We start from the raw sequence: 14,772 nt of genomic DNA, 5'->3' as shown, positions 1-14,772 counted from the left end.
TTATTTAAAAGCTAGAATACAAATTCCTGTTATAATAATATTGGCGATCGATAATGGAATTAAAATTTTCCATCCTAAATTCATTAATTGATCGTATCTGAAACGTGGTATCGTCCAACGAACCCACATGTAGAAGAAAATAAAGAAGCATATTTTGATGAATAAAACACCTATTCCTAAGATGTTCGCTGTGTTGACACCAACATTGTCCACCATCCATTGCATTCCTGGATAGTTGTATCCTCCAAAATAAAGTACTGCGATTATGGTTGATGAAATAAACATATTGGCATACTCTGCAAATAAATAAAATCCCATTTTCATGGATGAATATTCTGTGTGGTACCCACCAATTAATTCTGTTTCACATTCCGCTAAGTCAAAGGGCGTTCTGTTTGTTTCTGCAAAAGCGCAGATTAAGAAGATTAAGAAGCCAACCGGCTGATAGAAAACATTCCAGTTCATGCCGGTTTGTTGAATCGACATTTCTTTTAAGCTTAAGGTTCCCGTCATCATTATCAGAGCGATGATCGATAATCCCATGGCAACTTCATAAGAAACCATTTGAGACGCAGCACGAACCGCACCCATTAAAGAAAACTTATTGTTAGAAGCCCAACCGCCAATCATAATTCCGTAAACTCCAATAGAAAGTATAGCGAAAATGTACAATAACGACGCGTCAAGATCCGTTGCTTGAAGATAGACCGTTCGTCCAAAAATCTCTAATTTATCACCCCACGGAATTACGGCACTCGTCATCAAGGCTGTGCTCATAGCAATTGCGGGTCCAACAAAAAACAAGAATCTATTTTTGGTATCTGGTTCGAACTCTTCTTTGGCAAATAACTTCATTCCGTCTGCAAGTGGCTGCAGCAGTCCGCCCCAACCCGCACGATTTGGACCGACTCTGTCTTGCAAAAACGCGGCAACTTTACGTTCAGCCCAAGTAGAATACATCGCCATAAGCATCGTTATAGCAAAAATTGTTACTATGAATATACTTTTTTCTACTATGAACGCACTATCCATTGTTCTGAGAATTTACTGGGTTTCCGTCTATTTTTTCGTTGTAATCAATTTCAGCCATACTGATTTTTTTGCGGTCGATGTCTCTACCTTGAAGAATACCTTTTTCAGTAGCGATTTCAACTTTCTCTAATTTTCTGGTGTAATTATTTTGATTGATAACCGAATCTTTCTCGAACTTTCTTGGTCCCTCGATGATCCAGTCAGCCACGTCTTTTTTATCAAAACGGCACGTATTACAAATGAATTCTTCCACTTCATGGTATTCGTCTTTACGCGCTGTAACTCTTTGAATTTCGTCACCAAACATCCAAACGGTGGTTTTGCCACAACATCCTGGAGTTGTACATGCTCTGTGTGCATTGAAAGGTTTGTTGAACCAGACTCTCGATTTGAATCGGAACGTCTTATCGGTCAAAGCACCAACGGGACAAACATCAATCATATTCCCTGAGAAATCGTTGTCAATGGCTGCTTTCACACAAGTTGAAATTTGAGAATGATCGCCACGATTCAAAACTCCGTGAACTCTTCCATCTGTTAATTGATCGGCAACTTCCACGCAGCGTTGGCAAACAATGCAACGGTTCATGTGCAGTTGGATTTTATCACCAATATCTTCTGGCTCAAAAGTTCTTTTATCTTCAATAAAACGCTGTTGTAATTTTCCGTGTTCGAAACTTAAATTCTGTAAATCACATTCTCCTGCCTGATCACAAACTGGGCAATCTAATGGGTGATTGATCAAAAGGAATTCCGTTACGGCATTTCTCGCTTCTTTAACTCTGTCCGAAGATTTGCTAGCGATTTCCATTCCGTCCTGACAGCCTGTTACGCATGATGCCATTAATTTTGGCATGGGCCTTGGGTCGGCTTCACTTCCTTTAGTAACGTCAACTAAGCAGCACCGGCATTTTCCGCCTGTTCCTTTTAGTTTCGAATAATAACACATGGCTGGCGGAACCGATTCTCCACCAATCATACGAGCTGCTTGCAGGATGGTTGTTCCTGGAGCTACTTCTATTTCTTGACCGTCTATGGTTACTTTCATTTACCAATATTTAACTCCTACGGAGTATTTTATTACTTATGTTTCTTCTCTAGCCCCGATTGTAGTGGAAATCCTTTTTTGAATTGCCCTGTAGCTAAGCGAAAGGGAAATACAAAAAAGATTGCAACGTAAAGCGGGAAAATGGATGGCAAAAATGCCCAAGCCATTCGCTTCTAATTATTTTATACTTCTTGCTTTGCTACTAAATGCTTCACTTTTTCAAAAGGTTCTGCTACAAAGTGTTCTCTGTTTTTTATTTTTTCTGGAAAACGGATATGGTATTCAAACTCATCTTTAAAATGACGAATTGCCGCAGCGACTGGCCATGCAGCAGCATCTCCTAAAGGACAAATCGTGTTTCCTTCGATTTTAGATTGGATGCTCCATAACAATTCGATATCTTCCTCGCGGCCTTGACCGTTTTCAATTCGCCACAATACTTTTTCTAACCAACCTGTTCCTTCACGGCAAGGCGTACATTGACCGCAGCTTTCGTGGTGGTAAAATCTTGAGAAATTCCATGTGTTACGAACGATACAAGCTCTATCATCATAAACGATAAATCCTCCTGAACCTAACATTGATCCTGTTGCAAATCCACCATCAGATAGACTTTCGTAAGACATTAGACGATCTTCGCCTGCAGCAGTTTTGTATATTAAATGCGCTGGTAGAACTGGAACTGAACTTCCTCCTGGCACTAAGGCTTTTAAAGGACGATCGGTTTGCATTCCACCGCAATATTCGTCTGAATTCATGAATTCATATACCGATAAACCTAAATCTATTTCGAAAACGCCTTGATTTTTGATATTTCCTGAAGCTGAAATTAATTTGGTTCCCGTTGAACGTCCGATTCCAATTGCAGCATAATCAGCACCCGAATTATTTACAATCCAAGGAACAGCAGCAATAGTTTCTACATTATTCACAACTGTTGGATTCGCCCAAAGTCCAGAAACAGCTGGGAATGGCGGTTTAATTCTAGGATTTCCACGTTTTCCTTCTAAACTTTCAATAAGCGCGGTTTCTTCTCCACAGATGTAAGCTCCGGCTCCAATTTGAACATATAATTCCAAATCGTAACCAGAACCTAATATGTTTTTACCTAAAAATCCAGCAGCTTTTGCTTCGGCGATGGCTCTTTCTAAAATTTTGTAAACCCACATGTATTCTCCTCGGATGTAGATGTAGGAGAGGTTGGCGCCCAATGCGTAACTTGAGGTAATCATTCCTTCAATCAATAAATGCGGAATATATTCCATCAAATACCGGTCTTTGAAAGTTCCCGGTTCTGATTCGTCGGCATTGCAAACTAGATGTCTTGGTTTACCTGATTTTTTATCGATAAAACTCCATTTCATGCCGGCAGGGAAACCTGCGCCACCACGACCACGAAGTCCTGAAGTTTTTACTTCTTCAACTACTTCATCCGGAGTCATTTTTTTCAGGGCTTTTTCTACCGATGCATAGCCGCCTTCTTTGCGGTATACTTCGAAGGTTTTGATTCCCGGAACGTTAATTTTGTCTAATAATATTTTTCTTCCCATGATATTATTTATCGTGTAAAGTGATTTTTCCGTCTTTGCAATCAGCAATCAGCTGATCGATTTTTTGCTCTGTTAAATGTTCTTGGTAGAAATCACCCAACTGCATCATTGGAGCATAGCCACAAGCTCCAAGACATTCAACGCCACGCACTTCAAATAGTCCGTCAGAAGTTGGTTCACCTACTTTTACCCCTAATTTAGTACAAGTGTAATCCATCAAGTTTTCTACGCCATTCAAACAACACGGTGAAGTTTGGCAAAACTCAAACATATATTTTCCGATGGGTCTTTGATTGTACATGGTATAAAAAGTAACCACTTCAAAAACTTCAATCGGTTGAATTTCTATGATTTCAGCAACTTTGATTTGCAAATCAGTGCTTAACCAGTTATCGTGAGCATCTTGAACTTCATGTAAAATTGGCAATAAAGCTGATTTCTTTTTGTCTTCAGGATAATGACTGAGTAGCTCATTGATGCGCGTCATTAGAGCATCAGTGATATTTATTTCTTGTTGTATGTGTGTTCTTTCCATTTCTAATTTTAGATATTAAATTTTAGATATTAGATTTTAATCTCCATTCTAAAATCTCCATTCTGCAATCTATGATCTTTAAGCGTCTAATTCGCCGGCAATTACATTTAAACTTGATAGTATTACGATAGCGTCAGATAACATGGCTCCTTTTATCATTTCAGGATAGGCTTGGTAATAAATGAAACAAGGCCTTCTGAAGTGTAATCTGTAAGGAGTACGACTTCCGTCAGTAACTAAATAAAATCCTAATTCTCCATTTCCACCTTCAACCGCATGATAGACTTCGGCAACTGGAACTGGAACTTCTCCCATCACAATTTTGAAATGATAGATTAAGCTCTCCATATTAGTGTAAACATCTTCTTTGGGAGGTAAATAATAATCAGGAACATCCGCATGTATTGGTCCTTCAGGCATTTTATCTAATGCTTGACGAATTATACTCAAACTTTCCCAAACTTCCGCATTACGAACGCAGAAACGATCATATGTATCACCTGATTTCCCAACTGGAACAATAAAATCAAAATCTTCATAAGAAGAATAAGGCTGGGCAACACGAACGTCATAATCAACTCCCGTAGCACGCAAGTTTGGACCTGTAAATCCGTAAGACATTGCTTTTTCAGGAGTTATTGGTCCAACGTTGGCTGTTCTGTCAATAAAAATTCTGTTTCTTTCAAAAAGGTTTTCGAATTCTTTCCAAGCCACTGGGAAATCCGTTAAGAACGTATTCAATAATTCGAAAGCTTTTGGCGACCATTCTCTTTCGAAACCACCAATTCTCCCCATATTTGTTGTTAAACGAGCACCACAAATTTCTTCATATATCTCGTAAACTTTTTCTCTGAATTGGAATACGTAAAGGAAACCAGTATAGGCTCCGGTATCTACCCCTAGGATTGAATTACAAATTAAGTGGTCCGTAATTCGGGCTAATTCCATTACGATAACTCTTAAATACTGAGCGCGTTTTGGAACTTCGATGTCTAATAATTTTTCTACTGTCATCCACCACGCCATGTTGTTGATTGGTGAGGAACAATAATTCATTCGGTCCGTCAAAACGTTTATTTGGTAAAACGGACGGTTTTCGGCAATTTTTTCAAAAGCACGGTGAATGTAACCTATAGTTGGTTCTGCTTCTAGAATTCGCTCTCCATCCATTAGAAGAATGTTTTGGAAAATTCCGTGTGTTGCTGGATGGGTTGGGCCTAAATTCAGGACAGAATATTCGCTTCCATCTTCATTTTTGCTTTGCTCAATTATTTTAGCATAACGTTGCTCTGGTGGTAATAATAGTTCTGACATTTACTGTACTATTGACTTATTTGACACTGTTCTTCCAAAAAATCTATCGTCTTTGTCTGTTCTTCCGCTGTCTTCTAATGGGAATTCCTTACGCATTGGAAATGAAATCATCTCGTCCATGTTTAGGATTCTTTTTAATTGGGGATGACCTTTAAAAACGATTCCGTAAAAATCCCAAGTTTCTCGTTCCATCCAGTTGGCGCACGAGAATAAATCGATGATAGTAGCAACTTCAGGCTGCGTATTCAAATAGGTTTTTACACGAATTCTTGTGTTTTCAATCCAATTGTGCAGATGATAAACCACGGCAAATTGATGATCGTCGTCATTATCTGGAAAGTGAATTCCACATAAATCCGTTAGAAAATGGAAATTGAATTCTTCGTCTTCTTTAAGAAATTTGATAACCTCATGGATGTGTTCTGGATTGGCCTCGAATGCAAAAATATCTTTCTGCATTTCAAAAGCGAATACTTTCACCCCAAATCTGTGTGTTAATTTCTCTTGTATGTTTGTTATCGCTAAAGCCATTTTTATAGGTTATAGGAAGATAGTAATTCTTTGTATTCTGGTGAACTTCGTCTGCGAACCGATTCATTTCGTACCAATTCCTGTAATTGCATTACGCCGTCAACAATTTGTTCTGGTCTTGGCGGACATCCCGGAACGTAAACGTCCACTGGAATAACTTTGTCAATTCCTTGCAGAACGGAATAGGTATCGAAAACGCCACCGGATGAAGCGCAAGCTCCCACGGCAATTACCCATCTTGGTTCCGACATTTGTTCGTAAACCTGACGTAAAATTGGCGCCATTTTTTTAGAAATAGTTCCCATTACCATTAACATATCGGCCTGACGAGGAGAAAAACTAACTCTTTCAGAACCAAAACGCGCTAAATCGTAGTGAGAAGCCATGGTTGCCATAAATTCAATTCCACAACAAGATGTTGCAAAAGGCAATGGCCAAAGTGAATTAGCACGAGCCAATCCGACAACATCGTTCAGTTTTGTAGCAAAGTATCCTTCGCCAACAACTCCTTCTGGTGGAGCAACTATATTTGGTTTTGTATCCATTTTATTTTGAATTTTGAATTGTAAATTTTGAATTGTTTGAGTAACTTGAAACGTTTCTAATTTAAAATTCAGAATTTATAATTTAAAATATTTTTTCATTATTCCCATTCTAATGCTCTTTTCTTGATGATATAGAAGAAGCCAACGAGAAGCAACATCATAAAGATCACCATTTTAAACATTCCTTCTACTCCCAATTCTTTAAAGTTGACTGCCCAAGGATATAGGAATATCACTTCAACATCAAACAAAACGAATAGAATTGCAACAAGGAAATATTTGACAGAGAAAGGAATTCGGGCGTTTCCGATCGACTCTATTCCGCATTCAAAGTTTTTATCTTTATTTTTGGAGTGTCTTTTCGGCCCTAGATAGCCAGACCCAATTATGGTCAAAACCACAAATCCTATAGCTAGACCTGCTTGCATAAGAATTGGTAAATAATCTAATTGATTGGACTGCATATTGCTTAAAATTAGAAGTAAATTGAAATAGCTACAAATATACATCGCATTATTTAATTCGCAAAAATCAGGCGATAAACGTTTGTTAATTAGCTTGGAAAAGCGACTATTTAAAATGATTTTAAATAGCAGAGTTTAAAACATAAAAAAACGTCCCGAATATTTCGGGACGTCATTTAAATCGAGGTAATCAAAAAATAATATATATTAGTCTTCGATAGCTACTACTTGAGCTGCTACTTTACCTTTTCTTCCTTCTTCTTCTTCGTAAGATACTTTGTCTCCTTCGGCTAAATTTTCAGTTTTAACTCCGGTAGCATGTACGAAAATGTCTTTTCCAGTTTCATCATCTGTGATAAAACCATAACCTTTAGACTCGTTGAAAAATTTTACTGTTCCTGTGCGCATTTTGTATTGTAAAAATAATTAATAATGGTCAAAGATAAATTTTTTGTTGATATAACAAGCATTTCAGTGCTAAATAATTAAAAAAATGTTAAAATTTAATTTGATCTTTAAAAACTTGATAGATAAATACTTGAGAGATTTTCAGTTTTTAGCCAAAAAAAGCAACTGTTTTTGGATAATTAAACAGTTGCTTCTCTGTTTTATGTGAATTTTATAGAAATTACTGTAAATCCAATTTGATAGCTAAGTCTTTTAATTGCGCATCATCAATTTTAGATGGTGCATCAATCATAACATCCCTTCCTGAATTGTTCTTAGGGAAAGCAATAAAATCGCGAATGGTTTCCTGACCGCCAAGAATCGCTACTAATCTGTCCAATCCAAAAGCCAATCCACCATGTGGGGGAGCACCAAATTGAAAAGCATTCATTAAGAAACCGAACTGATCTTCAGCTTGTTCCGGTGAAAATCCTAATAAAGAGAACATTCTGCTTTGCAAGTCTTTATCGTGAATACGAATTGATCCACCACCAATTTCATTTCCGTTTAATACCATATCATAAGCATTGGCACGAACTTTTCCGGGTTCTGTCTCAATCAATTTCATGTCTTCAGGTTTTGGAGACGTGAATGGATGGTGCATCGCGTGATAACGACCGCTTTCTTCATCCCATTCTAACAAAGGAAAATCTACAACCCATAGTGGTGCAAATTCATTCGGATTTCTTAATCCCAAACGTGTTGCCAATTCCATTCTAAGGGCTGAAAGTTGCGTACGCGTTTTATCTGCTGGTCCGGAAAGAACAAAAATCATGTCGCCGGCTTTTGCTCCGGTAACTTTTGCCCAATTTGCCAAATCCTCTTGATCATAGAATTTATCTACAGATGATTTGAATGTTCCGTCTTCGTTACATTTTACGTAAACCATCCCGGAAGCGCCAACTTGTGGACGTTTTACCCAATCAATCAATCCGTCAATTTCTTTACGTGTATATTCGCCAGCACTTGGAACTGCAATTCCGACAACTAATTCAGCCGAGTTGAAAACTCCAAATTCTTTATTTTGAGCTACTTCATTCAACTCACCAAATTCCATTCCGAAACGGATGTCTGGTTTGTCATTTCCGTAGGTTTTCATAGCGTGATCGTAGGTTATTCTTGGGAATTCGGCTACTTCGATACCGTTTAGTTTTTTTAGTAAATGTCTTGTCAATCCTTCAAAAACATTCAAAATATCTTCTTGTTCTACGAATGCCATTTCGCAATCGATTTGGGTGAACTCGGGTTGTCTGTCGGCACGTAAATCTTCGTCACGGAAACATTTTACGATTTGGAAATATTTATCCATTCCGCCCACCATTAACAATTGTTTGAAGGTTTGTGGCGATTGTGGCAACGCATAAAATTGACCTTGATTCATTCGGCTTGGCACCACGAAATCTCTTGCGCCTTCTGGAGTAGATTTGATTAAATACGGCGTTTCCACTTCACAAAAATCCAAATCAGATAAATATTTACGAACTTCCATGGCTACTTTATGACGGAACAGCAAGGCGTTTTTTACCGGATTTCTACGAATATCCAAGTAACGGTATTTCATTCGTATGTCTTCGCCACCATCAGTTTCATCTTCAATCGTGAAGGGCGGAGTTAGTGCTGTATTTAGAATATTCAATTCAGAAACTAGTATTTCAATATCACCGGTTGACATATTTGCATTTTTCGATTCCCGTTCGATTACAGTTCCTTTTACCTGTATTACAAATTCTCTTCCTAGTGATTTTGCTCTTTCAAATACGGCTTTGTCTGTTCTTTTTTCATCAAAAATTAATTGTGTAATTCCGTAACGGTCGCGCAAATCAACCCAAATCATAAATCCTTTATCTCTGGATTTCTGAACCCAACCAGCGAGCGTTACTTCTTTAGTAATGTGCGAGGCGTTTAGTTCGCCATTATTGTGACTTCTGTACATTGTAATAATTTTTTGCAAAAGTAAAAAACAAATATCAATTTACTATGCAAAGTTTCTGTCAAGTTTAACGAAACGTTTATATAACTAATTCATAAAAAAAGTATATTTGGGTTCACTAAATTTAAAATTAATCTTTATGAAAAAACTGTATTTCATTTTAACAGCGCTTCTGTTCTCAAGCTTAGGTTTTGCCCAAAGCGATGTGGTAAAATTTCAGGCAGACATTGCCAAAAGAAATGGCGATATGCTTTATATTAAAGACAACAACAAAATTATACAGGAAATCAAGCTTGACAAAGGAATTTTTAAAGCTTCCTTTCCGGTTAAAGAAGGAATGTATCAACTATTTGACGGAGTTGAATACGCTATGTTGTACTTAAAAAACGGATATGATTTAAAAATGACGATGGATGCTTCACAATTTGATGAATCGATTAAGTTCTCGGGAACCGGTGCAAAAGAAAACAATTATTTAGCTCAGGAAACGTTATCAGATGAAGGTGCGGGTTATGAAAAAATGTTGAACTTAGAAGAAGAAGGATTCAAAAAGGCTATTGAAGAAGTTAAGAATAGGAATCTAGAAAAAATGAACAAAGCGGGATTGGACCCTGCTTTTGTTACTATGAATAAAGTCGGTCTTGATACTAACTTGCTCGGTCTTCAGCAGTATTATTCTCAGATCAGTGCGAATAAAAAAATGAATAATACAGTTTCTGCGACGTTTGATTATGAAAATCATAAAGGGGGTAAAACGAAGTTAGAAGATTTGCGTGGTAAATATGTTTACATTGATGTTTGGGCAACTTGGTGCGGTCCTTGTCGTGCGGAGATTCCATCTTTGAAAGTAGTGGAAGAAAAGTTTCATGAAAAGAATATCGCTTTTGTGAGCATTTCTATAGATGTTGAAAAAGATCATGAAAAATGGAAAAAGTTCGTTACTGAGAAAGATCTTGGTGGCATCCAATTGTTTGCTGATAAAGACTGGAAATCGGATTTTATTGCGTCCTATAAAATTAATTCGATACCCAGATTTATCCTGATTGACCCAACTGGAAAAATTGTAGATGCTGATGCAGCCCGACCTTCTGACCCTAGGTTGACGGCACAATTAGAAAGTTTAGTGAAATAAGTTTAAAACACTGATTCATAGTAAGCCCCGAAATACGGGGCTTTTTTATTTTCCAATGTTAAGTTTTCAGCTAATGTTACCAAATTGTTAAGCGAAAGTTTTTTTAATGTAAAATAATCTATATATTTGTTATGTTAATATGAATATTTAAAACCTACTACTATGAAAAAGATAATGATTTTAGGCGCTTTAGTACTCTCAGCGATGAGTTTTGCGCAGACCGCTAAACCTATTTTAGCACAAGAAGGAACTTTGGTAAAAGCAACGTATTACTATGATAACGGACAGATTCAGCAACAAGGTCATTATAAGGATGGCAAATTAGAAGGAAGCTGGGTTGCATTTGATACAAACGGAAACAAAAAATCTATTGGGGAATATACGAATGGTCAGAAAACTGGAAAATGGTTTTTTTGGAGTGACCAATCTCTAAGCGAAGTGGATTACTCAAGCAGCAGAGTTGCGAAGGTAAAATCTTGGAAACAAGATGCTCTGGCTAAAAATTAAAGAAGTTACTTTTAGTAATGCAAAAAGGAATCCACTATGGGTTCCTTTTTTTTATAAAATGGTTTTATGAATTTTTATGTCTAGCTCAAGATGGTTTGATAGTTCTAAGAAATTATAAACGTGTAAACTAGCCCCGATGGGAGCAAGCTACCGTGTAGCGCGGACAGCGGGTGTGAAGGTGTAAAGGAAGAAAAAGGTGTGCTTCAAAATTTAAAACTAACAACGCCCATAATGTATCGGTTTATTAAATTTTGTGATGCTACTGTTTTATAATAATCTGAAATGGTTACCGATTGAAATGTTGTGTTGTTTGTTAGATTTTTTGCTCTGAGTGAATACTCTATTTTTTTGTTTTTTGGTGTATATGTAATTTCGCTATCTAGAAATAAATAATTGTTGTTTACCGCTAAGTCGTTGGATATGAAGTTTAGAGTAGTTGTAGCGAAAATGTTTTTTTTGGGATTGTAGATAACTTTCAAGGTTTGGTTTAAAGTGTTTAAATAGCTTGGCCTGTTGTCTTTGAGTTTGAAAATATTATTTAGATACATGGTTTGAGTTTCAAGATTAATATGAGTCTTAAAACCGGTTCTTAGTTTTAAATCGATATTTAAATTTTTACTTTCAATAGCTCTTAGGGTAGAATTATTTACGATGTTGCTGTAAGAAGAAATAGTATAATTTGAATTGATTTGAAGCGTAGTTCTTATGAAGTGAAGGTATTTTTCGCCAGAAACTAAAATGTTAAAATTCTTGGTAGGAGTTTGTGCTAAAAATGAGGTAGTGGTTGAAATGTTTGGGTTGATTTGAGTTTTGGTTAGGTAATTATTATTGGTTGTGCTGTAACTTAAAATAGTTTGAAACCGTTTTAAATTAAAGAGGTCGTTGTAATTAAAGAATAGACTGAAATTGTTTGTTTTTGAAAAATCTAAATTTGATTCGTTGTTTTGAAAACTTCGGTAATTGGTTTGTACGAGTCCATTATAGATATTTGATTCTTTTGGTCCAACCTCATTGTAATCATATCCTGCTATGATTACTGTTTTATGGGTAATGTTATGTAAAAATTTTAAGCCACGCGACACGACAAATCTTTTGTTTTTTGTTAACGTGTAATTGACGTCGTCTTTTAATTCTTGTTGGTAATAGTGCGATCCTAGATTGAATTTAATTGCATTTTTGCCTTTTTTATACACTATGCTGCTGTTTGCATATGGGTATGCTATTGAGTAGACCAAATCATTGCGAAAGTTGTTGTTGGTGAATGCTTCGTTATTTGCGTCTAATGAGGTTAATGAGGAGTCAAAATCGTTTTTTATAGCATTAAATCCTGTTTGAATCCAAACTTTAAATTCATTAAAAGCACTTAATAAGTCAAATTTTAGGTTAACTACTTCTTTTGTAAAAGTACTTGTTTGATTGTTTTCAAGAATAGGCAGTGTTGCATTGTCGTCAATTGAAATTCCTGGTGCGTTGTTATATTTTTGAGGGGAATTGCTTTTTGAATATAATGCAGAACCTATGAAAACGGTATTTTTATTTATAAGCGTAGTGAAGTTAAAATTATGTTTTGTGAAGAAGTAGTTGCTTTTTACGCTATTGTTTTGCAGTTGGTCATTGTTGTTACTTAGGCTATTGAAACCAACGTCTTGATACCTAATTTTCCCTAAATATTCCCAATTGCTTTTACTTGACTTTTTATTTAGTAGTTGAAAGTTTGCATTTAAAATTTGTGGTTTTTTTTCAAGGCTTTCGTTTTGGTTTATAACAAAAAAATTGTTTGGTAGATTGTATTCTGAATATGTTGAATTGTTTCTGGTGAGTTTATCATTGTAAAACCCGAGATTTATTCTACTAGTTACCTTTTTAGATAACCTATTTAAGGTGTTGAAATTAAAGTAAAAATTATCATTTACGTTGGCTTGTTGGTCGTCTAAAGGAGAACTTAAATTTCCTTCATTAATGATTGCTTTGGACAACAGGGCTTCATCATTTAAATTTTCAACTGAATTGATTTCAGATTGAATATTATAGGGACTATTATTGGTTCCAACATTATTATGACTTATGAGTCCAAAGTTCTTGGTTTTTCTATTTATTAAAAGTCCAGTAACAGACGAATCGTATTGGTCAACTACACCATAACCGATTTTAACTGTACCAGAAAGATCTGTTTTTCCTTTTTTTAATTTTAAATTCAAAGCAACATCGTCAGAATCCGATATGCCTTTGAGCAAACCGTTTTCGTTATAATTCTCTATTGCTTGCACATTTTCAACCATTTCAACATCAATATTTTTGGAACCTACAACATATTGATTGTCGAAGAGATCATCACCATCTAAGAGCATTTTCTTGATGGTTTTGCCTTTGAATGTTATTTGTCCATTACTTTCGACTTTTATTCCGGGTAATTTTTTTAAGAGATCTTCCACTACTTTTTCCGTGCCGTCTCTGAATGAGTTTGGATTATAAGTCGTTGTGTCATTTTTTACTCTGACAGGTTTTTCTTTTGCTTTAATAATAACCTCTTTTAATGATGTACTTGCTTTTTGTAAGATAAAATCAAGTTGCAATGGATAGTCTTCTTTTTTTAAATTGAAACTTGTTTTTTGTTCAGAAGTATACCCTACAGCAGTTACTTCAACAAGTAATGAATCTAAATAAACAGGTAACTTGATGGAATAAAAACCATTTTCATCTGTTGCGGTAAATTGATAAATAAGTTTTGGATTTTTAGCTTTTTTAATTAATACATTCACATTACTAATCGCCACGTTTTCGCCATCAGTAATAGTTCCTTTGATGGTTTGAGCGTTTACAATCGAGCAGGTAAGTGTAAAAAAGAATAGGATGTATTTCATGAATTATTCTATAAAAACTTCAATATATCTTTTAGCAATAGCCATGGTTACTCCTTCTTCTCCTCGATAATTTGAAACTTTGTCAAAATACAGTTTGTATTTTTTTATGAATTCATCCCAAGTATTATATTTACTATCAATGAAAGGGTTTTTTATAGTACTTTCCTCGATAATAATTTTTTCAGCAACAATTGATACTACATTATCTAGAGATCGAACTTCTAATATTAGGCCAGGAAGACCATCAAATTTATGTGGTCCGTTTTTAAAAGGGAGGTCTTGCGAAAAATAAGCTTTATATTTTCTTCCTCTAAAATCTCCTGTAGCTTCTTGACAAGTATAGCCTAATATTTGTTTGGTATTTTCAGTGATTTCCCAATTAATAGTATAATTTTCATCTTTTATATTTGAATTAATACCATAATTTTTATCGTAGATAATGTATTTGTTTTTTAAATTTTTGTAATACGTTTTAGAATAGGTCATACCTTCATTAGAATACGTTTCCGAATCCCCAATACTTACAATAGTATCCAAGGGAGTTTCAAAATACAAACTTTCAGTTGCATTAGTTACTAATTTGGTTTTTTCAAAGTTGTAACTTCCGTAGTCATCTTTATTGTCTTGAATTATCGATTTATATTCCACCGTGATACTCTCTTGAGCTAATACAATTGTATTAAAGAGTAAAAAAAAGGCTAATAATACTTTGTTTAAAATCATAGTAGTACGTTTTTAAGTTATAGAAAGTAGCGGGTAAAGTTAATTACCCGCTACTTTTTTTTTAATTTGGCATGGAATTTAAAAGTTTAATATTTGCATTCATTATTGTCCGATAAAAAATAAAACCGTTTGATTTTATTTCATATCTATTTG

Annotated in this window: 14 protein-coding genes; 2 read left to right on the top strand and 12 right to left on the bottom strand. The window is 35.5% G+C overall.

All coding sequences use genetic code 11. The annotated features are described in order from the left end of the window. The 10 genes from nuoH to aspS form a co-directional block, all read right to left on the bottom strand. The gene (gene nuoH / locus PSU83_RS05125) at positions 1 to 1,032 is read right to left on the bottom strand and encodes an NADH-quinone oxidoreductase subunit NuoH (RefSeq protein ID WP_300587447.1); all 1,032 of its coding nucleotides are present in this window, start codon (positions 1,030 to 1,032) and stop codon (positions 1 to 3) included. Then, entirely contained in the window at positions 1,025 to 2,080 is a 1,056-nt protein-coding gene (locus PSU83_RS05120) for a 2Fe-2S iron-sulfur cluster-binding protein (protein ID WP_300587445.1), read from the bottom strand. The genes nuoH and PSU83_RS05120 overlap by 8 nt, the downstream gene beginning before the upstream one ends. Positions 2,081 to 2,262: 182 nt before the next feature. Next, positions 2,263 to 3,630 carry an NADH-quinone oxidoreductase subunit NuoF gene (nuoF, locus tag PSU83_RS05115; RefSeq protein ID WP_300587443.1) on the bottom strand — a complete coding sequence of 456 codons (1,368 nt, stop codon included), beginning with the start codon at positions 3,628 to 3,630 and terminating at the stop codon, positions 2,263 to 2,265. 4 nt (positions 3,631 to 3,634) lie between these two features. Further along, positions 3,635 to 4,165 carry an NAD(P)H-dependent oxidoreductase subunit E gene (locus PSU83_RS05110; RefSeq protein WP_300587440.1) on the bottom strand — a complete coding sequence of 177 codons (531 nt, stop codon included), beginning with the start codon at positions 4,163 to 4,165 and terminating at the stop codon, positions 3,635 to 3,637. 78 nt (positions 4,166 to 4,243) lie between these two features. Next, positions 4,244 to 5,479 carry an NADH-quinone oxidoreductase subunit D gene (locus PSU83_RS05105; RefSeq protein ID WP_300587438.1) on the bottom strand — a complete coding sequence of 412 codons (1,236 nt, stop codon included), beginning with the start codon at positions 5,477 to 5,479 and terminating at the stop codon, positions 4,244 to 4,246. Then, on the bottom strand, positions 5,480 to 6,010 hold the full coding sequence (locus tag PSU83_RS05100; RefSeq protein ID WP_300587435.1) for an NADH-quinone oxidoreductase subunit C: 531 nt from the start codon (positions 6,008 to 6,010) through the stop codon (positions 5,480 to 5,482). It abuts the gene before it with no gap. A gap of 2 nt (positions 6,011 to 6,012) precedes the next feature. Continuing rightward, entirely contained in the window at positions 6,013 to 6,555 is a 543-nt protein-coding gene (locus PSU83_RS05095) for an NADH-quinone oxidoreductase subunit B (protein WP_300587432.1), read from the bottom strand. Between the two features lie 98 nt (positions 6,556 to 6,653). Then, the gene (gene ndhC, locus PSU83_RS05090) at positions 6,654 to 7,019 is read right to left on the bottom strand and encodes an NADH-quinone oxidoreductase subunit A (RefSeq protein ID WP_300587429.1); all 366 of its coding nucleotides are present in this window, start codon (positions 7,017 to 7,019) and stop codon (positions 6,654 to 6,656) included. A gap of 207 nt (positions 7,020 to 7,226) precedes the next feature. After that, positions 7,227 to 7,427: a cold shock domain-containing protein gene (locus PSU83_RS05085; RefSeq protein ID WP_293872363.1), complete on the bottom strand. Its 201-nt coding sequence runs from the start codon at positions 7,425 to 7,427 to the stop codon at positions 7,227 to 7,229. 220 nt (positions 7,428 to 7,647) lie between these two features. Beyond that, positions 7,648 to 9,399 carry an aspartate--tRNA ligase gene (gene aspS / locus PSU83_RS05080; RefSeq protein ID WP_300587424.1) on the bottom strand — a complete coding sequence of 584 codons (1,752 nt, stop codon included), beginning with the start codon at positions 9,397 to 9,399 and terminating at the stop codon, positions 7,648 to 7,650. Between the two features lie 136 nt (positions 9,400 to 9,535). Between aspS and PSU83_RS05075 the strand changes: the two genes are divergently transcribed. Further along, a complete protein-coding gene (locus tag PSU83_RS05075) occupies positions 9,536 to 10,528 on the top strand; it encodes a TlpA disulfide reductase family protein (RefSeq protein ID WP_300587422.1) in 993 nt (330 codons plus the stop codon). A 162-nt stretch (positions 10,529 to 10,690) separates the two neighbouring features. Then, entirely contained in the window at positions 10,691 to 11,035 is a 345-nt protein-coding gene (locus PSU83_RS05070; RefSeq protein ID WP_300587419.1) for a membrane-binding protein, read from the top strand. 203 nt (positions 11,036 to 11,238) lie between these two features. Here PSU83_RS05070 and PSU83_RS05065 read toward each other — a convergent pair whose 3' ends face one another. Beyond that, entirely contained in the window at positions 11,239 to 13,896 is a 2,658-nt protein-coding gene (locus tag PSU83_RS05065) for a carboxypeptidase-like regulatory domain-containing protein (RefSeq protein WP_300587417.1), read from the bottom strand. A gap of 3 nt (positions 13,897 to 13,899) precedes the next feature. Further along, positions 13,900 to 14,619 carry a GLPGLI family protein gene (locus PSU83_RS05060; RefSeq protein WP_300587415.1) on the bottom strand — a complete coding sequence of 240 codons (720 nt, stop codon included), beginning with the start codon at positions 14,617 to 14,619 and terminating at the stop codon, positions 13,900 to 13,902. Positions 14,620 to 14,772 lie beyond the last annotated feature (153 nt).

This window comes from Flavobacterium sp. (assembly GCF_029945805.1).
GTDB lineage: Bacteria > Bacteroidota > Bacteroidia > Flavobacteriales > Flavobacteriaceae > Flavobacterium.
This window is presented reverse-complemented; position numbering and strand designations above follow the sequence as displayed.

Coding starts and splice junctions, on each gene's coding strand:
- nuoH (WP_300587447.1), bottom strand. CDS start 1,032: ATGGATAGTGCGTTCATAGTAGAAAAAAGTATATTCATAGTAACAATT.
- PSU83_RS05120 (WP_300587445.1), bottom strand. CDS start 2,080: ATGAAAGTAACCATAGACGGTCAAGAAATAGAAGTAGCTCCAGGAACA.
- nuoF (WP_300587443.1), bottom strand. CDS start 3,630: ATGGGAAGAAAAATATTATTAGACAAAATTAACGTTCCGGGAATCAAA.
- PSU83_RS05110 (WP_300587440.1), bottom strand. CDS start 4,165: ATGGAAAGAACACACATACAACAAGAAATAAATATCACTGATGCTCTA.
- PSU83_RS05105 (WP_300587438.1), bottom strand. CDS start 5,479: ATGTCAGAACTATTATTACCACCAGAGCAACGTTATGCTAAAATAATT.
- PSU83_RS05100 (WP_300587435.1), bottom strand. CDS start 6,010: ATGGCTTTAGCGATAACAAACATACAAGAGAAATTAACACACAGATTT.
- PSU83_RS05095 (WP_300587432.1), bottom strand. CDS start 6,555: ATGGATACAAAACCAAATATAGTTGCTCCACCAGAAGGAGTTGTTGGC.
- ndhC (WP_300587429.1), bottom strand. CDS start 7,019: ATGCAGTCCAATCAATTAGATTATTTACCAATTCTTATGCAAGCAGGT.
- PSU83_RS05085 (WP_293872363.1), bottom strand. CDS start 7,427: ATGCGCACAGGAACAGTAAAATTTTTCAACGAGTCTAAAGGTTATGGT.
- aspS (WP_300587424.1), bottom strand. CDS start 9,399: ATGTACAGAAGTCACAATAATGGCGAACTAAACGCCTCGCACATTACT.
- PSU83_RS05075 (WP_300587422.1), top strand. CDS start 9,536: ATGAAAAAACTGTATTTCATTTTAACAGCGCTTCTGTTCTCAAGCTTA.
- PSU83_RS05070 (WP_300587419.1), top strand. CDS start 10,691: ATGAAAAAGATAATGATTTTAGGCGCTTTAGTACTCTCAGCGATGAGT.
- PSU83_RS05065 (WP_300587417.1), bottom strand. CDS start 13,896: ATGAAATACATCCTATTCTTTTTTACACTTACCTGCTCGATTGTAAAC.
- PSU83_RS05060 (WP_300587415.1), bottom strand. CDS start 14,619: ATGATTTTAAACAAAGTATTATTAGCCTTTTTTTTACTCTTTAATACA.